The sequence below is a fragment of the Pseudomonas sp. PDM19 genome (assembly GCF_014852215.1).
Taxonomy (GTDB): Bacteria; Pseudomonadota; Gammaproteobacteria; order Pseudomonadales; family Pseudomonadaceae; genus Pseudomonas.
The window spans coordinates 659,266-677,051 of sequence record NZ_JACVBG010000005.1 but is presented as its reverse complement, the minus strand read 5'-3'; the positions used below and the strand labels follow the sequence as shown (position 1 = coordinate 677,051).

Sequence of the window (17,786 nt, the reverse complement as noted above, 5' to 3'; positions counted from 1 at the left end):
GGCTTTGCGTTCAGGCACACCGCTCATGCGTTGGTTGTTCGTCCCCCTGTTGTCCCTGCTGCTCAGCGCCTGGTCCCATGCGGACCAGCGACAGACGGTCGAGGCCTACCAGTTGGCGAACGGCATGGGCGTGCTGTTCAAGCCCACCCGCGAGAAGGGCCACGTGTCGATCCGCCTGATCGTCGGTGTCGGCTTCAGCGATTTCAGCTGCCGCGACCGGCAGCTTCCGCACCTGATGGAGCACCTGTTCTTCAGTGGCCTGGACGGCGGCGACGAGGCCGACCTGGAAGCGCGCATGCAGGCCCTGGGCGGTCAGTGGAACGCCTACACCAGCGAGGGCGACACCGCCTTCGTCGTCGAATCCCCCGCGGCCACCCAGCGCCAGGTGCTGGACCTGCTGCTGGAAATCATCACCCGCACCCAGCTCGACCAGCGCAAGATCGACTCCGCCAAGCAGGTGCTGGTGCGCGAGGACGGCGGCCACTATTCGCACCTGCAGCGCTGGCTGGATCACCAGAACGTCAGCCGCGCCGGCCAGGAACAACTGGCCGTGGAGCTGGGGCTGTCCTGCGATGAGCGCGCGCCTGTGGATAACCTCACCCAGGCCCAGCTGGAGCAGCTGCGCAAGGACTGGTACGTCCCCAGCAACATGACCCTGATCATCGTCGGCGACCTCGACCCGCGTTTGCCGGTCTACCTGGGCCGCACCTATGGCGCTCTCGTCGATCACGACACGCCGGAGCGCCGCGACCTGCCGCAAATGAAGAAAGCCGCCGAGCGCCAGCGCAGCCTGGCCACCGGGTTGTTCGGCGAAATTGCAGTCCTGCACTGGATATTCCCCGAGCCCGAGGATGCCGACGGCGCCACGCTGGACCTGCTGCAGGCCTACCTGAACGATGCGCTCTACACCGAGCTGCGCGTTCGCCGCGAGCTGTCGTACGGCCCCTGGAGCGAACGCACCGCCTGGGCCAACCAGGGCTTCATGAGCCTCAACGCGAATGTCGAACGGGATGAGCAGGAGGTGGCGCAAAAGGCCCTGAGGGAGCTGGTGGAAAAGATCCGCCACGACGGCCTCGACCCTCAGCGCTTTGCCCGCATCCAGCGCGTGGCGCGGGCGCAACTGGCCTGGAGCACGCCGGGCAATTCGACACTGGCGGATTACTACTGGGGCGCGCTGGCGGACTTCGACGACGGCAAGTTCCCGGACGAGGACAAGCGCCTGGCGAAGGTCAGCCTGGCCCACGCCAACGACGTGGCGAAGCAGTTGTTCAAGGATGAGGGTTATCTGCGCATCGAGAAACCGCTGCTGGATGACGACATGGTCTATCCGCTGGCGGCGCTGGGCGCGGTGTTGCTGGCAGTACTGGTGGGGCTGGCGCTGTGGCGCCGACGGGGCTGAAACCCCGTCGGAACGCCTTCAGGCTTCAGAGTGCGAGGCGGCGGATGACCTGGCAGGAATCATCCGGGTCGACCTGGGCGCGGAAGCCCAGCTCGCGCGCCATGTCACGCATGTCGCGGTCCATGGACGAGTCGATCGAGTACATCTGGTGGAAACCGTTGCGCTTGGCCACGTCGATCAGGTGGCGCATCAGCGCAAGACCGAGGCCCAGTTGCTTGAACTCGTCGGCGACGGTCACCGCGCATTCGCACTGCTGGTTATCCACAGCCGCATAACGGCTGATGCCGACTTCGCGCAGTTCGCCGTCCACATGAGTCAGGGCGATGAAGGCCATGGTGGTCTGGTAGTCGACATCCATGAGGCGATCGAGCAGCTTGTCGTCGATCTTCACTTCGCCATGGAAGCGGAACTTGCGGGTCATCGGGGACAGACGCTCGAGGAACAGGCGTTCGCGCTCGCGATCTTCCGCGCGCAACGGGCGGATCAGCACATGGCTGCCGTCGTCGAGGGTTTCTATCCAGTGATCGGCGCCAACAGCCCCGAGGGCTGCGAGCTCGGCGGTGGTGTGGGTCATCATGACGCGTTCTCCGCTGGCGAAGAGGGATTGGGATGACCCTATCCTTCTCCCACGGATGCCGGGCGGGCCTGACCTGGGTCAATGCCGCCCGGAACCGTACTGGGGCAGAACGTCGCAGCTGAACTCAGGCACTGGCGGCCAGGGCCCCGGGGCGCACGCGGGCGCCCTTGCGGAACAGCACCAGGGTGGCGAGCAGGCCCAGGGCCGCTGCACCGCTGAGCCAGATGCCCGGCGCGGCCTTGTTGTCCAGGGTGTGGATAAGCCAGGTGCAGACCGCGGGGGTGAAACCGCCAAAGGTCGCGGTCGCCAGGCTGTAGGCCAGGGAGAAGCCGGTAGTGCGCACGTCCGCCGGCATGATCTCGGTGAGCGCGACGACCATCGCGCCGTTGTAGCTGCCATAGAGGAAGGACAGCCACAGCTCCACTTCCAGCAGACGCGCGAAGCTCGGCTCGGCCACCAGCCAGGACAACATCGGGTAGGCGGTGACCAGCGCCAGCACGGTGGCGGCCAGCAGCAGCGGCTTGCGCCCGATACGGTCGGATACCGCGCCCATCAGCGGCAACCAGATGAAGTTGGACAGGCCCACGCACATGGTCACCAGCAGGCTGTCGAAGTCCGACAGGTGCAGTTCGTTCTTGCCGAAGGTCGGGGTGTAGGCGGTGATCAGGTAGAAGGACACCGTGGTCATCACCACCATGGCGGTGCCGGCCAGCACCAGGCCGAAGTTCTGGCCGATGGAGCGCAGCACCTGGCTCAGGGTCGGACGATGCTTGCGCTGCTGGAACTCGGGGGTTTCCTCCAGCGAGCGGCGGATGATGAACAGCGCCGGGACGATCAGGCAGCCGACGAAGAAGGGCACGCGCCAGCCCCACTCGCCCATGTCCTGCGGGCTCAGCCAGTGGTTGAGGATCACCCCCAGCAGGCCGGCGAAGACCACCGCAACCTGTTGGCTCGCCGACTGCCAGCTGACGAAGAAGCCGCGCTTGCCGGGAGTGGCGATTTCCGCCAGGTACACCGACACGCCGCCCAGCTCGACGCCAGCGGAGAAGCCCTGCAGCAGCCGGCCGAACAGCACCAGCAGCGGCGCTGCCACACCGAGCGTGGCGTAGCCCGGGACGAAGGCGATCAGCAGGGTGCCCATGGCCATCAGGCCCAGCGTGATGATCAGCCCCTGGCGGCGGCCGTGGCGGTCGATATAGGCGCCAAGGAAGATGGCGCCGAGCGGGCGCATCAGGAAACCGGCGCCGAAGGTCGCCAGCGACAGCATCAGGGAGGCGAAGGGGTCATCGCCGGGGAAGAAGGTCTTGGCAATGGCGGTGGCATAGAAGCCATACACCATGAAGTCATACATCTCGAGGAAGTTGCCACTCACCACACGGAAGACGGCTTTGGCTTTGGAGTTGTTCGAGGCCATAAGAACATCACTCAGGGCTGTTACACGGGGGACTTCCCGGCAGGGAAATCGATGATCCCCATCCGCGGCAGGCAGGCACTGGATGGGCGATTGATTTGTAACCCTATGTGTAAAAGCCTCGGCTCGACAATCAGAAAATGGCTGAAAGGCCCATATTTACTGGAATTGAAAGATTGGCGAAAGCTTCGTGACCGCTCGTCGGAAGACTGTGTTTAGCGATAGAGCTCTCATTCTTCTAAATATATTCAAATCAATAGATAAGTTACTTGACCCTTTACATATTTAACTTCCTACACAATTAACTGTAGGAAACTTTCATTATTCAAGATAATTCCCAATGAAATATCGCAAGTAAGAATCTTATTTTTATATAAGAAATTTCCCTAATTAGAAGTTAGCTTTCCCACAAAAAGGGAGAGCTTTCACATGAAGAATCTATGGGGAATTTTGTTGCTGTGTTCCCTGGCCGGCTGCAACGGCTGGGTCTCGCCGGAAACCGATGGCCGCCTGACGGAGCGCTACTTCACCGTCCTCTCCGGACCACCGATTCCGGGCTTCATCGTCGCCTCGGCGGTGCAATGGAATGCCGATTACGCCGTGACCGCCGCTCATACGCCGTTCCTGCGCAACCAGGCCTATCGCTGCAGTACCGGCTGCGACCTGCTGTTCATCGCGCACAAGGCTGACGGTGCGCTTCCGCAATGGCGCCAGTTCCGCGCTGGCGAGGTGGTCACGGCGCTGGGCAGCAGTTCTTTGCTGATTCCGATGAGCAGCATGGGCAAGATCTGGCCGGTGCCCTTTGTCGATGACGGTTCGGCCAGCGGCGAACGCTACGGCGTGCACGACGCGGCCATCGCCAAGGGCATGTCCGGCGGGCCGCTGATCGGCAGCGACGGCAGCGTGCTGGGGATCAACATCGGCTTCCAGGCAGGCTTCCGGCCGCCGGCGAACCGCCCGGAGCTGGCCGGTATGTCACGCCTGAGCGTGTTCGTGCCCTATAGCGTGATCCAGCGCGAGTGGCTGCTGTTCCAGGCCCAGTCGGTGCGCAAGACCGCTCACGCGCTTCAGGCGAAGAACCAGTAGCAGACGCCGATGGACGCCAGTACGCCGGCCAGGTCCGCCAGCAGCGCGCAGCCCACGGCATGGCGGGCACGCTGGATGCCGACCGCGCCGAAGTACACGGCGAGCACGTAGAAGGTGGTCTCGGTACTGCCCTGCACGGTAGCCGCTACAAGGGCCGGGAAGCTGTCCACGCCATGGGATTGCATGGTCTCCAGCAGCATCGCCCGCGCGGCGCTGCCGGAGAATGGCTTGACCAGGGCGGTGGGCAGCGCATCGACAAAGCGGGTGTCCCAGCCCACGCCTTCCACCACCCAGCGGATGCCGTCCAGCGCCATCTCCAGGGCACCAGAGGCGCGCAGCACACCGACTGCGCAAAGCATTGCGACCAGGTAGGGCAGCAGGCTCTTGGCGACGTCGAAGCCTTCCTTCGCACCGTCGACGAAGGTTTCGTACACCGGCACCTTCTTCAGCCAGCCGACGACGAGGAACAGCATGATGATGCCGAACAGCGTCAGGTTGCCCAGCAACGAGGACAGCTGCGCCAGCGCGGCGGAGGACAGTCCCGCCAGCAGTGCCATGAAGGCACCCAGCGCCAGCGCGCCGGGAATCAGGTACGCCAGCACTACCGGGTCCCACAGGCGCAGGCGCTGCATCACCGCCACGCTGAGCAGGCCGACCAGCGTGGAGGCGCTGGTCGCCAGCAGGATCGGCAGGAATACCAGGGTCGGGTCCACCGCGCCTTGCTGGGCGCGGTACATGAAGATGGTCACTGGCAGCAGGGTCAGCGACGAGGCGTTGAGCACCAGGAAGAGAATCTGCGCGTTGCTCGCGGTGGTGCTGCCGGGGTTGAGCTCCTGCAGCGCCTTCATCGCCTTCAGGCCGATGGGCGTAGCGGCGTTGTCCAGGCCCAGGCCGTTGGCGGCGAAGTTCAGGGTGATCAGGCCGATGACCGGGTGGCCAGCGGGCACTTCGGGCATCAGGCGACGGAACAGCGGGCCGAGCAGCACCGCGAGCTTCTCCACCAGCCCGGCCTTCTCGGCGATGCGCAGGAAGCCCAGCCACAGCGTCAGGGTGCCGAACAGCAGCACCATGACCTCTACCGACAGCTTGGCCATGGCGAACAGGCTTTCCACCATGGCGGCGAACACGGTGGCCTCACCACCCAGCAGCCAGCGGGAAAGCGCGGTGACCGCCGCGACGATGAAAAAGCCCAGCCACAGGCCGTTGAGCATGCGATGTCCCCCTTGGAATGGCCGCGATGATAGCGGCACGGGCCAGTCCTACGCCAGAAACGACAAGGCCCCGGACGAAACCGGGGCCTTGTGGCTAACCCTTGCAGGTCAATGCATGGCCGGGCTTTCTTTGCTGTCGGAACCTTCCCCTTCGAGGAATTGTTCGACACGGCCGTTGCGCATGGCTTCCCAGTAGCGGGCGCCTTTCTGTGCGTCGTACACGCCTTCCCACTTGGAGATCACCAGGACCGCGAGGGCGTTGCCGATCACATTCAGCGCGGTGCGCGCCATGTCCATGATGCGGTCGACGCCGGCGATGAAGGCCAGGCCTTCCAGCGGAATGCCCACGCTGCCCAGGGTCGCCAGCAGCACCACGAAGGAAACGCCCGGCACGCCGGCGATGCCCTTGGAGGTGACCATCAGGGTCAGCACCAGCATCAGCTGCTGGCCGATGGACAGGTCGATGCCGTAGAGCTGGGCGATGAAGATCGCCGCGATGCTCTGGTACAGGGTCGAGCCATCGAGGTTGAACGAGTAGCCGGTGGGCACCACGAAGCTGCTCACCGCCTTGGGTGCGCCGTAGGCTTCCATCTTCTCGATGATGCGCGGCAGCACGGTCTCGGAGCTGGCAGTGGAGTAGGCCAGGACCAGCTCGTCCTTGAAGATGCGCATCAGCTTGATGATCGAGAAGCCGAACAGGCGTGCGGCCAGGCCCAGCACCATGAAGGCGAAGAAGGCGATGGCGAAGTACACCAGGACCACCAGCTTGGCCAGCGGCAGCAGCGAGGCGAAGCCGAAGTTGGCGACCGTCACCGCGATCAGCGCGAACACGCCGATGGGGGCGTAGCGCATGATCATGTGGGTGACGCGGAACATGGCCTCGGCCACGCCCTGGAACATCTTCACCAGCGGCTCGCGGGTCGGCGCCGGCAGCGAGGACAGGCCCAGGCCGAACATCACCGAGAAGAAGATGATCGGCAGCATCTCGCCACGGGCCATGGCCGCGAAGATGTTCGACGGGATCAGGTTGAGGATCGTCTCGATGAACGCGTGGTGGTGTTCGACTTCCTTGGCGGTCTGCGCGTACTGGGAGATGTCCACAGTGCCCAGGGTGCTCATGTCGATGCCGGCGCCGGGCTGGAAGATATTCGCCAGCAGCAGGCCGACGACGATGGCGACCGTGGTGATGATTTCGAAATAGATGATGGTCTTCAGGCCGATGCGGCCGAGTTTCTTCGCATCACCCATGCCGGCGATGCCGACGATGAGCGAGGAAATCACGATCGGTACGACGATCATCTTGATCAGGCGGATGAAGATGTCGCCCGCCGGCTGGAGGATATTGCTGATCCACCAGGCCTTTTCCGCGCTGAAGTGGTTGAGCGCGGCGCCCAGTGCGATTCCGAGTACCAGGCCGATGAGGATCTGCCAGGCGAGGCTGAGCTTGGCTTTGCCCATAGTGAGTCACCCTTGATTCTTGTGGAAGTCGGGGTCGCCGAGCCATCGGGATGCCGACGGCCAGCGAAAAAAGGGGCGCATGATTCCGACCCGCCCTTTTCCCGTCTAATGCCGGAAACGCCTACCCCATGCACAATCGGCATAGGAAAAGGCATCTGAAACCTTGGTTCCAGGTCGTGAGACCCTTGATTTTCTGCATGACACAGGTTCCTCAACGCCTGTCACGCAGCGCTGTTCAAAGCCGTCTAGGCTTGGAGCAAATCGGCCATCAATGGCCCGGATTGATCGGTCAGGAAGATCGGGACGTTCGGGTCGCGGCTTCTTGTTACCAGATGTACGGTCGCCGTCCGGAGACCGTCAGGGATGGCCGAGGGCGAGCAAAGGGCCCTTCGACTGCAAGGCTGGCGGGAATGCGGGCGCTCCTGTGGATAAGTCGCCGGATTCCGCTCTTCATTGTGGCGGTGGCTGGTTCCCGACAGGTCAGGTAAATCAACCGACGGGAATCGGCGAGTGATTGTAAGACGTTTCCACAGCACTCCGAATTGACTGACATCAGTGAAGTTCAACCGGCTTCGAGCGAGCGTGCGGATACCCTGCCGCCATGACCGCGACAGCCGGGTAGCAACGGGTTGTTGAATGTGTGGTGAAAGCACAACGCGGTGACACTCTGAATAAGGACGCTCTATGACGCGACGCTACGTAGTACCCACCCTGCTTTTCACTGGCGCCCTGGCGCTGGCCGGCTGCTCCAGCCAGAAACCGGACGCCTCGCAGTACTCGGGCTTCCTCGGCGACTACTCGCAACTCAAGCCCGCCACGTCCCCCAGCGGACAGCCGGTGCTGCGCTGGGTCGACCCGGAGCTGAAGCTGCAGAACTACAGCTCGGTACTGGTCGAGCGGCCGGTCTACTACCCGCCGCCCAAGCCGAACGAGAACATCGACCAGAAGACCCTCAACGAAATCCCCGATTACCTGAAGAAGCAGGTCGAGCTGCAACTGGGCAGCCGTTACCGCATCGTCCAGCAGGCTGATCGCGACACCCTGGTGCTGCGCACCGCGATCACCGGGGTGAACATCTCCACCGAAGGCCTGAAAGCCTATGAGGTGATCCCGATTGCCCTGGTGGTGGCCGCGACGACCACGGCGATTGGCACCCGCGACCAGGACACCGAGGTCTACGTGGAATTCGAGGCTCTGGATGGCGCGACCAGCAAACCGGTCGCCAAGGTAGTGCGCAAGGGCGCTGGCAAGACACTGGAGAACACCAGCACTCACCTGAATCTGACGGACCTGAAACCGGTACTCGATGGCTGGGCGCGCGACGCGGCCAACTTCAAGCCATGATCCGCTGCTGCATGCCCGCTGCTGCATGCCCTCTTCTGCATGACAGCCGCCGCATGAAATGAAGCGCTCCGGAGCCGGCGCGAGAATCCCGCGTCGGTTCCGGAGGCTTTGCCTGGCCCGGCCCGCTTGATGCGGAGGTACCCCCTGTACCCCTGGGTCATTCAGGACCAGACGCATCCCGAACATCCCGGCCCCCTGGCCGTGCGTACGCCTTCTGGGTACGCGTATCTCGGAAACTCTCTGCTGGTAGGGTCAGTACCAGTTCGGATCACTCTTGAGCTGGTCGTCGAGGATCCGTTTCACCGAATCGTCCGGCTCACCCAGCCAGCGGAAACTGGCGTGCTTGCTCGGCGACTTGTCCGCCGGAAGGTTCTCCGGAACCTTCACGTAAAGCGCGTAGGCCTTGTCCTTGTCCCAGGTAAAAGCCACGTACAGCCGATGGGCGGAGCAGTTGTGCGCTTCGCACAACTCGCCGACCAGGTACTTGTCGCCCTGCTCGTCCACCGCCTGCATCGGCGTCGCGGTGCCACTGAGGTTCATCACCCAGTCGGGCAGCCGGCTCTCGTCCTTGACCACCGATTGCCAGGTGTCGCGGTACTGCGGGTCACTGGCCACCAGCTCGTTCAGGCGGTACTGCGCGTCCTTGTCCGCCTCGGCGGCCAGGGCCTGGGCCCCGGCGCCGAGCAGTACAGCCGTCAGCAGCAGATTGCGGGTAAAACTCATCGCTACGCTCCTTGTTCAACTTCCACCGGTCCGCGGCGTCAACCCCGGCGACGGCCCATGACGAAGGACACGATGAACAGCACCAGGAAGATCACGAACAGGATCTTGGCGATGCTGGTCGCGGCGCCGGCGATGCCACCGAAGCCCAGGACCGCGGCGATGATGGCGATGATCAGGAATGTCAGTGCCCAGCTAAGCATGGGGTCTCTCCTCTTCTCGTTGTCGGTACGGCACCGCTTCGGGTACCTGCTCCGGAGTCATCGCAAGGCAGTCTCCGGAAGGGGTGTCCGCCCGGGCGCTTCCGGGCACTGCGGACCTGTCGGGCAAGCCAGTGGCCTGCCAGCGATTCAGAAAGCCGTTGATTCAGAAGCATGGGCTCAGAACACCCAGCCCCCCTGCGGGCGAACCATCGGCTGGACCTGAGCCTGGGTTTGCGCCTGCGGCGTTTGCAGCACCTGGGCCTGGTTGCGGGCGGGGGCTGCCTGTGGATAACGCGAGGCTTCGCGGTACAAATCAGGGGTGTTGGAAACAGCTGGAACGTAGGCGACCGATGCGCTGGCGGCCTGGGCCTGGGAAACCTGCATCTGCAGCTGCACCTGGTTGATCAGCAACAGCAGGAGGGCACCGGCGAAGAAGATCCGGCTCCACACATCGATACGCGCGACTTGCACTTGGCTGTTGGTTCCGCTGTTCATCCCGTTTCTCCTGCCCGTCGCCGATCTGTCTGTCGAACCTTGTGGCGGTTTCCTTGGCCTTTCCGGTTCTCGTCGTCGCGGGTGGTTCTGTTGACTGTCTTGCAGTAGGAATTGCACGCCGCATGCCAGTCTGTTGAATCTTATTTTTTCCTTTTAAATCAATAAGTTGAATATGGTACCAAGGTGCTTTTCTGTCGCATCCTGCACGATGGGCCGGGATGGGTCGTGCGATTTGCAATCCCGAGGCCGGAGCGCCTCCCTGCGCTCGGGTGAACCGCATCACTTAAGCGAGTGCTTCAGCTGGCTCATCTGGTCGTGGCAAGCCCGTACCTTGGGCAGTTCAGCGCGCAGCAGCGCCTGGGTTTCCGGCGTGCCTTTCTCCAGGGCGTCCTCGAAGGCGTGGAGGATGCGGTCCTCGGTTTCCTCCAGCTGGGCGACATAGGTGGCGCCTTCGTCACTGGCCAGGGTCGCGCGGGTGTCGGCATAGACCTGACGCAGCTTGCCCAGCAGCGTGCCGCCGGTAGCGGGGTCGTCGTGGTTGGCGGCGACCTTGCCGGCCAGGGCGTTGATCACGTCGGTCTTGGCCTGGGCCATGGATTGGAACAGCCGCTGCAGCCGGGCATCCTTCACTTCCTGGATGGCGTGCTGGTAAAAGCGCTGGCCGTCACGGGTAATCTCGATGAGTTCATTGAGCTGACTGGTCGTTCGAGTCATGACAGGTACTCCTGCAAAGGAAGGGTGGAAGAGTCAGGCAGCCTGGCCGGCCACCTTCAGCGCAGTGGCGTCCACCTCACGCACACCACGGGTCTTGCGGGCGGAATCAATCAATTGCTGGCGTTCGTCGGCGTTGGGCACCTGGCCGCTGAGGGTGACCACGCCGTCGCGGGTGGAAACGCCGATGGACAGCCCCTGCAGCGCATGAGCGGAGAGGATGCCGGCCTTGATCTGGCTGGTGATCCAGGCATCGCTCACGGCGGCCTGGGCATCACCGACGGATTTCTCGAATGTCTGCGTGGAGGACGCGTCCGGATCGACCTTCAGGCGGTTATCCACAGCGCTGACGCCTTCGGTCTGCGCCGCCAGGTGGGCGGCCTGCTGACTGGCCTCCTCGCTGACAACCGTGCCTTCGAGGGTGACCGCGCCGGACTTGCTGGTGACCTTGATATCCAGGCCTTCGCTGTGTTTCTCCAGCAGCAGCTTGGATTTCACCTTCGCCGCCAGCGTGGCGTCGTCCCACTTCTGCACCACACCTGAATCCTTGGTGGTGTCGGCCTTCTGGGCGTCAGCCAGCGAAGCCTCGACCCCCAGCTGGTTATCCACAGCCGTGATGCCTTCGACACTGCCGGCGATCTGCCCGGCCAGCGCCTTCTGTTCTTCACTGGCCACGGCGCCGGTCAGCTGCGCGCGGCCGTTTTCCACATCCACCTTGATCGCGTAGGGCTTGAGCTCGCGGTTGAGGTTGATGGCCGTCCATATCGAACCTTCCTGGCGTGCTTCGGCCAGTTGCGCGCTCAGCCCGGCCTCGGCGGCGTGGCTGGCCAGCGGTTGCAGGGTGAGCAGTGCGGAACCCAGGACGAGGGCAAGGATCTTCGAGTCAGGCATGGCGGTCTCCGTCAAACGATGGTGCAACATTGGATTCGCAAGCGCCGTGCCAGTGCGATTTGTGGATAAAATTCTTGTAATTCAATGTGTTGAATGGTCTGTGCAGAACCCGGACTGTGCACCCTGCCCGAAGGACTCGAAAGATTCTTGCAACTTGCACGAAAATCCCTGGACTAAGAAAAATCGCACCCCTTACAACAACGAATCACACAACGAGGAAATCGCTGAATGGACGCAACGCCTGAACAGCAAGGCCGGATCCTGCTGGTCGATGACGAGTCCGCCATCCTGCGCTCGTTCCGCTATTGCCTGGAGGACGAGGGCTACAGCGTGGCCACCGCCAGCAGCGCGCAGCAGGCGGAGAACCTGTTGCAGCGCCAGGTGTTCGACCTGTGCTTCCTCGACCTGCGGCTGGGCGACGACAACGGCCTGGATGTGCTGGCGCAGATGCGTGTACAGGCGCCCTGGATGCGCGTGGTGATAGTCACCGCGCATTCGGCCGTGGACACCGCCGTGGATGCCATGCAGGCCGGCGCTGCGGATTACCTGGTGAAGCCCTGCAGCCCCGACCAGCTGCGCCTGGCCGCCGCCAAGCAGCTCGAAGTGCGCCAGCTCACCGCCCGCATCGAGGCGCTGGAAGGGGAGATGCGCAAGCAGGGCGACGTGCTCGAATCCCACAGCCCGGCCATGGCCGCCGTGCTGGAGACGGCCAGGCAGGTGGCCGCCACCGACGCCAACATCCTCATCCTCGGCGAATCCGGCTCCGGCAAGGGTGAGCTGGCGCGAGCCATCCACGGCTGGAGCAAGCGGGCGAAGAAGTCCTGCGTGACCATCAACTGCCCTTCCCTCTCCGCCGAGCTGATGGAGAGCGAACTCTTCGGCCACTGCCGCGGCGCGTTCACCGGCGCGACCGAAAACACCCTCGGGCGCATCAGCCAGGCGGATGGCGGCACGCTGTTCCTTGACGAGATCGGCGATTTTCCCCTCATCCTGCAGCCGAAATTGCTGCGTTTCATCCAGGACAAGGAATACGAGCGGATCGGCGATCCGGTGACCCGCAACGCCGATGTACGCATCCTCGCCGCCACCAACCGTGATCTCGCCGGCATGGTCGCCCAAGGCACTTTCCGTGAAGACCTGCTCTACCGTCTGAACGTCATCGTGCTGAATCTGCCGCCACTGCGTGAACGCGCCGAGGACATCATCGGCCTGGCCGAGCGCTTCCTGGCCCGCTTCGTGAAGGACTACGGCCGCCCTGCTCGCGGCTTCACCGAGGAAGCGCGCGCGCTGCTGCGCCGCTATAACTGGCCGGGGAATGTGCGAGAGCTGCGCAACGTGATCGAAAGAGCGAGCATCATCTGCAATCTAGATCTTATCGGTGTCGAACAGCTTGCTATCGGTGAGCAAACCACCAACTCGGCGCCGCGCATCGGCGAGGCCATGAGCCTGGAGGAACTGGAGAAAGCCCACATCGCTGCCGTCATGGCCTCCAGCGCCACCCTCGACCAGGCCGCCAAGACCCTGGGGATCGACGCTTCCACCCTCTACCGCAAGCGCAAGCAGTACAGCCTGTGAACCTGCCGATCCCGATGACGCTGCGCACGAGACTCTTCCTGAGTATTTCGGCGCTGATCACGGTAGCGCTGCTGGGCCTGCTGCTCGGACTGTTCAGCGTGGTGCTGACCGGCCGCGAGCAGGCCCAGCTGATCCAGCGCAACTTCGACGTCATCGAGGTCAGCCAGCGTCTGCGCCAGGCGCTGGGCGATGAACTGGTGCAGGTACTCAGCGCGCGGCCCAGCCCGGAACGCCTGGAGCAGGCCCGCACGCACTTCTCCCAGGCGCTCGAGCAGGGGCGGGCTCTGGCGCGTACCAGCAGTGAGCGTCAGGCCATGACGGAAATCGCCGATGCTCACCGGCTGTTCATCGAGGCAACCGACACGCCCGGTCCGGGGCGCCCGGAACTGCTGGAGGACAGCGACCTCAGCCGTACCCTCGACGTTCTGCGCAATCGCCTGCTGGCGTTGCACCAGGGGGCGATGGAGAACATCAGCGCCGACGAACGCTCGGCACGCGACCGCACCCTGCTGGTCAGCGGCCTGCTCGGGCTCATCGGCATCGCCATCCTGGTGGTCGGCTTCATCACTGCCCACAGCATTGCCCGCCGCTTCGGCGCGCCGATCGAGACGCTGGCCAAGGCCGCAGACAAGATCGGCCAGGGTGATTTCGACGTCACCCTGCCGGTTTCCGGCGTCTCCGAGATGTCGTCCCTGAGTCGCCGCTTCGGCCTGATGGCCGAAGCCCTGCGGCTTTACCGCGCGAGCAATACCGAGGCGCTGGGTTCGGGCCGCAAGCGCCTGCTGGCAGTACTCGACAGCATCGACGACGGCCTGGTGATCCTCGACCGTCACGGCCGCATCGAGCACGCCAATCCGGTGGCCACGCGCCAGCTGTTTTCCCACAGCGATCCACAGGCTCAGGAACTGGGCACGATGCTCAACAACCCGGCGCTGACCCAGGCCGTGCAGCGCGTCCTGAGCGGCAACCTGCTGGAGGAAACCCCGCAGGACCTGGTGGTAGAAGTAAGCGGCGAGAGTCGGCTGCTGACCTGGGGCATGTCGCCGGTCACCCACGACGACGGACGCAACATCGGCGCGGTCATGGTGGTACGCGACGTCACTGAGCAGCGGGCCTTCGAGCGCGTGCGCAACGACTTCGTACTGCGTGCTTCCCACGAGCTGCGCACGCCCATGACGGGCATGCACATGGCCTTCGGCCTGCTCGCCGAGCGCCTGAAGTTTCCCGAGGAATCCCGCGAACGCGACCTGGTGCGCACCGTGGACGAGGAGATGCACCGCCTGGTGCGGCTGATCAACGATCTGCTGAATTTCTCGCGCTACCAGAGCGGCACCCAGAAGCTCGAGCTACAGCTTTGCGATGTCGGCGACCTGCTGCGCCAGGCTCACCAGCGCTTCATCGGGCCGGCCGGAGACAAGCGAATCGAGCTCGATCTGGAGATCGCCGAGGATCTGCCTGCCATCAATATCGACCGCACGCAGATCGAGCGAGTGCTGGACAACCTGATCGGCAACGCCCTGCGCCATACACCCGATGGCGGCACCATTCGCCTGCAGGCGCGCTGCCAGGAAGAGCGCGTGGCGATTGCGGTGGAGGACAGCGGCGACGGCATCCCGCTGAGCCAGCAAGGACGCATCTTCGAACCCTTCGTGCAGGTGGGCCGCAAGAAAGGCGGCGTCGGACTTGGCCTGGCGCTATGCCGGGAAATCGTGCAACTGCACGGCGGGCGCATCGCCCTGCGTTCTCAACAGGGCAAGGGCTCGCGCTTCTACCTGCTGCTGCCGGTTTAAGAGGTCGGTACCGCCAGCAACAGCGCGGCGGTTTCCAGGTCCGGCTCACCGTCGAAGCGCTCCGGGCGGAAGCGCATCTGGAATGCCGCGATCACATTGCGGGTTTCCTCATCCATCACCCCATCGAGCGGCACCGCGTAACCGTGGCGCGCCAGCTGCTGCTGGAACCAGCCAGGAGCCGGCAGCTTGCCGTTCAGCTCGATCAGGCGGCGTGCCAGCTCGCCCGGCTTAGGCCAGGGGATCAGGCCGGCGTCGGCGAGCTTCTTCCAGGGGAATAGCGGACCGGGGTCGACCTTGCGCTGCGGGGCGATGTCGCTGTGGCCAAGGATATGTTCCGGGGTGATGCCCTGGCGCTTGGTGATATCCCGCAGCAGGGCAATCAGTGCATCGATCTGCGCATCCGGGTAGGGATACCAGATCTTCCCGCTCGGGGTATCGCGGTAGCCGGGGTTCACCAGCTCGATACCGATGGAGGTGGAATTGAGCCAGGTACGCCCCTGCCATTCGCTGGCGCCGGCGTGCCAGGCGCGGCGGTTCTCGTCCACCAGTTGGTAGATGGTCGCCGGGTTGTCACCGATCAGGTAGTGCGCGCTCACCTCACCGTGAGTCAGCAGCGCCAGCGAGCGCGGCAGATCGGCCGAGGTGTAGTGGACGATGACGTACTGGATGCGGCTGTCCTGGTTCTTCGACACATGCTCGCGATCGATCTGCAGGCCCTTGTCGGCGCAGCCGGCAAGCAGTGTGGTGAGCAAGGCGAAGGTCAGGACACGCAGGATCATGGCGGTTCTCAGGAGGAGAGCATCAGGCAGCGATGTGCAGGAAGCTGCGCACGTTCTGCAGGAGCATGTTCACGCTGAGCATGATCAGCAGCATACCGGCCAGGCGTTCCACGGCCATCAGCCCGCGCGGGCCGAGGAAGCGCTGGAGGAACGCCGCCTGCATCAGGATGAAGGCAGTCGCGGCCCAAGCGAGGATCACCGCGAGATACAGCTCCCACAACGGACCAGTGTAGGTGCTGCGCAGGGTGATCAGCATCGCCAGCGCAGAGGGCCCGGCCACAGCCGGAGTGGCCAGCGGCACGAACAGCGGCTCGTTGTCCGGCATGTCGCCCAGCACGCCCTGGGGGGTGGGGAAGATCAGGCGCATGGCGACCACGAAGAGGATGATACCCCCGGCGATGCCGGTGGCTTCCTTGGACAGACCCAACCCGGTGAGGATGTGTTCGCCCAGGGTGAGGAACAGCAGCAGCAGGCCCAGGGCGAACAGCAGCTCGCGCAGTGCCACTTTCAGACGGCGTTCGGCGGGGACGGACTTGAGGGCGGCGAGGAATACCGCGATGTTGCCGAACGGGTCGGTGATCAGAAAGATCAGGATGGCGACGCCAAGCATGACCGGGAAAACTCCAGCGAGAACGAGGCACCCCGCGGTTTGCGGGATGGCCTGTGAATAACGGAATGAGCCATCGTCCTGTGGATAACAACTTACCCACAGGACGATGGCTTGTGCATCAGGGTTTCTTGATCTTTTCCGGGCGCTTCCAGCCCTCGATCACCCGCTGCTTGGCGCGACCGACGCCGAGGGTGCCGGCCGGAACCTCGGCGGTGATGGTGGAACCCGCGCCAGTCGTGGCGCCGGTGCCGATATCCACAGGCGCCACCAGCGAATTGTTGGAGCCGATGAAGACATCCTCGCCGATGGTGGTGCGCCATTTGTTCGCGCCATCGTAGTTGCAGGTGATGGTGCCGGCGCCGATGTTGGTGCGCGCACCGACTTCGCTGTCGCCCAGGTAAGTCAGGTGACCGACCTTCACGCCGTCCTGCAGGTGGGCGTTCTTCAGCTCGACGAAGTTACCCACATGCACCTTGCGCTCCAGCACGCTACCCGGACGCAGGCGAGCGAACGGGCCGACGTCGCTGTCGGGGCCGACGTGGGCGCCTTCCAGGTGCGAGTTGGCCTTGATGATGGCGCCGCGGCGCAAGGTGCTGTCCTTGATGTAGCAGTTCGGACCGATCTGTACGTCGTCCTCGATCTCCACCTGGCCTTCGAGGATCACGTTGATGTCGATGCTCACGTCGCGGCCGACGCTGACTTCACCCCGCACGTCGAAGCGCGCCGGATCGATCAGCGTCACGCCCTGGGCCATCAGGCGCCGCGCCACCCGCTGCTGGAAGAAACGCTCCAGCTCGGAGAGCTGCAGGCGATCGTTGGCGCCCTGGGTCTCCATCGCCACCTCGGGTTGGGCGGTGGCCACACGCAGGCCGTCGCCGACTGCCATGGCAATGACGTCGGTGAGGTAGTACTCGCCCTGGGCGTTGGAGTTGGAAAGACGCGACAGCCAGCCCAGCAGGCGCTCACGCGGCGCAGCGAGGATGCCGGTATTGCCTTCGCGGATGGCGCGCTGCTCGGCAGTGGCGTCCTTCTGCTCGACGATGGCCTGAACTTCGCCCGCGCCATCGCGAATGATGCGTCCGTAGCCGGTGGGGTCTTCCAGCTCGACGGTCAGCAACGCCAGCTGCTCCGGCGTGGCCTGGGCCATCAGCCGCTCCAGGGTGGGCTGCTCGATCAGCGGCACATCGCCGTAGAGGATCAGCACATTGTCCGCGCTCAGGAACGGGGCAGCCTGCGCCACGGCGTGGCCGGTGCCCAACTGCTGCTCCTGGATCACGAAATTCAGGTCATCCGCCTGCAGGCGCTCGCGCACCAGGTCGGCACCATGGCCAATCACCACATGGATTCGCGTCGGGCTGAGGCCGCGAGCGATATCGATCACGTGGGCGAGCATCGGTTTGCCAGCAACCGGATGCAGGACCTTCGGCAGTGCCGAGCGCATGCGGGTGCCCTGGCCAGCGGCAAGAATGACGATTTCGAGGGACATGAGTGAGGGACCGTCCTGGTGAGCGGGGAAACCCCGGGTG

At 64.1% G+C, this 17,786-nt stretch carries 17 protein-coding genes; 5 read left to right on the top strand and 12 right to left on the bottom strand.

What is annotated here, in order from left to right:
• Positions 1 to 25: 25 nt before the first annotated feature.
• Complete coding sequence (locus tag IB273_RS29605; protein WP_192225665.1) at positions 26 to 1,399, top strand: M16 family metallopeptidase; 1,374 nt, start codon at positions 26 to 28, stop codon at positions 1,397 to 1,399.
• Positions 1,400 to 1,424: 25 nt separating this feature from the next.
• On the opposite strand, the gene IB273_RS29600 is transcribed toward IB273_RS29605, so the two are convergent.
• A complete protein-coding gene (locus IB273_RS29600; protein WP_081519008.1) occupies positions 1,425 to 1,976 on the bottom strand; it encodes a GNAT family N-acetyltransferase in 552 nt (183 codons plus the stop codon).
• Between the two features lie 124 nt (positions 1,977 to 2,100).
• Positions 2,101 to 3,390 carry an MFS transporter gene (locus IB273_RS29595; protein WP_192225664.1) on the bottom strand — a complete coding sequence of 430 codons (1,290 nt, stop codon included), beginning with the start codon at positions 3,388 to 3,390 and terminating at the stop codon, positions 2,101 to 2,103.
• Positions 3,391 to 3,816: 426 nt separating this feature from the next.
• Here IB273_RS29595 and IB273_RS29590 point away from each other — a divergent pair, with 426 nt between their 5' ends.
• Complete coding sequence (locus tag IB273_RS29590; RefSeq protein WP_192225663.1) at positions 3,817 to 4,473, top strand: S1C family serine protease; 657 nt, start codon at positions 3,817 to 3,819, stop codon at positions 4,471 to 4,473.
• Here IB273_RS29590 and IB273_RS29585 read toward each other — a convergent pair.
• Positions 4,455 to 5,684 (bottom strand): nucleoside recognition domain-containing protein, encoded by a 1,230-nt coding sequence (locus IB273_RS29585; RefSeq protein ID WP_081519005.1) that lies wholly within the window; start codon positions 5,682 to 5,684, stop codon positions 4,455 to 4,457. The genes IB273_RS29590 and IB273_RS29585 overlap by 19 nt on opposite strands.
• A gap of 108 nt (positions 5,685 to 5,792) precedes the next feature.
• On the bottom strand, positions 5,793 to 7,142 hold the full coding sequence (gene gltP / locus IB273_RS29580; protein ID WP_081519004.1) for a glutamate/aspartate:proton symporter GltP: 1,350 nt from the start codon (positions 7,140 to 7,142) through the stop codon (positions 5,793 to 5,795).
• A gap of 684 nt (positions 7,143 to 7,826) precedes the next feature.
• On the opposite strand from gltP, the gene IB273_RS29575 reads away from it, so the two are divergent.
• Positions 7,827 to 8,486 (top strand): DUF3313 domain-containing protein, encoded by a 660-nt coding sequence (locus IB273_RS29575; protein ID WP_192225662.1) that lies wholly within the window; start codon positions 7,827 to 7,829, stop codon positions 8,484 to 8,486.
• Positions 8,487 to 8,738: 252 nt separating this feature from the next.
• Here IB273_RS29575 and IB273_RS29570 read toward each other — a convergent pair whose 3' ends face one another.
• From IB273_RS29570 to IB273_RS29550, 5 genes are all read right to left on the bottom strand, one after another.
• Positions 8,739 to 9,209: an inhibitor of vertebrate lysozyme family protein gene (locus tag IB273_RS29570; RefSeq protein ID WP_081519002.1), complete on the bottom strand. Its 471-nt coding sequence runs from the start codon at positions 9,207 to 9,209 to the stop codon at positions 8,739 to 8,741.
• 38 nt (positions 9,210 to 9,247) lie between these two features.
• Entirely contained in the window at positions 9,248 to 9,409 is a 162-nt protein-coding gene (locus tag IB273_RS29565) for a DUF1328 domain-containing protein (protein WP_081519001.1), read from the bottom strand.
• 177 nt (positions 9,410 to 9,586) lie between these two features.
• A complete protein-coding gene (locus IB273_RS29560) occupies positions 9,587 to 9,904 on the bottom strand; it encodes a hypothetical protein (RefSeq protein WP_192225661.1) in 318 nt (105 codons plus the stop codon).
• A gap of 279 nt (positions 9,905 to 10,183) precedes the next feature.
• Positions 10,184 to 10,618 (bottom strand): ferritin-like domain-containing protein, encoded by a 435-nt coding sequence (locus tag IB273_RS29555; RefSeq protein ID WP_081518999.1) that lies wholly within the window; start codon positions 10,616 to 10,618, stop codon positions 10,184 to 10,186.
• 33 nt (positions 10,619 to 10,651) lie between these two features.
• Positions 10,652 to 11,506 (bottom strand): BON domain-containing protein, encoded by an 855-nt coding sequence (locus IB273_RS29550; protein ID WP_192225660.1) that lies wholly within the window; start codon positions 11,504 to 11,506, stop codon positions 10,652 to 10,654.
• A gap of 228 nt (positions 11,507 to 11,734) precedes the next feature.
• On the opposite strand from IB273_RS29550, the gene algB reads away from it, so the two are divergent.
• Both algB and IB273_RS29540 read left to right on the top strand, forming a co-directional pair.
• On the top strand, positions 11,735 to 13,081 hold the full coding sequence (algB, locus tag IB273_RS29545) for a sigma-54-dependent response regulator transcription factor AlgB (RefSeq protein WP_192225659.1): 1,347 nt from the start codon (positions 11,735 to 11,737) through the stop codon (positions 13,079 to 13,081).
• A 2-nt stretch (positions 13,082 to 13,083) separates the two neighbouring features.
• The gene (locus tag IB273_RS29540; protein WP_081519186.1) at positions 13,084 to 14,871 is read left to right on the top strand and encodes a KinB sensor domain-containing domain; all 1,788 of its coding nucleotides are present in this window, start codon (positions 13,084 to 13,086) and stop codon (positions 14,869 to 14,871) included.
• On the opposite strand, the gene IB273_RS29535 is transcribed toward IB273_RS29540, so the two are convergent.
• The 3 genes from IB273_RS29535 to glmU form a co-directional block, all read right to left on the bottom strand.
• The gene (locus IB273_RS29535) at positions 14,868 to 15,650 is read right to left on the bottom strand and encodes an N-acetylmuramoyl-L-alanine amidase (RefSeq protein WP_192225658.1); all 783 of its coding nucleotides are present in this window, start codon (positions 15,648 to 15,650) and stop codon (positions 14,868 to 14,870) included. The genes IB273_RS29540 and IB273_RS29535 overlap by 4 nt on opposite strands.
• Positions 15,651 to 15,672: 22 nt before the next feature.
• Entirely contained in the window at positions 15,673 to 16,260 is a 588-nt protein-coding gene (locus IB273_RS29530) for a MarC family protein (protein WP_017518835.1), read from the bottom strand.
• 118 nt (positions 16,261 to 16,378) lie between these two features.
• On the bottom strand, positions 16,379 to 17,746 hold the full coding sequence (gene glmU, locus IB273_RS29525; RefSeq protein ID WP_192225657.1) for a bifunctional UDP-N-acetylglucosamine diphosphorylase/glucosamine-1-phosphate N-acetyltransferase GlmU: 1,368 nt from the start codon (positions 17,744 to 17,746) through the stop codon (positions 16,379 to 16,381).
• Positions 17,747 to 17,786 lie beyond the last annotated feature (40 nt).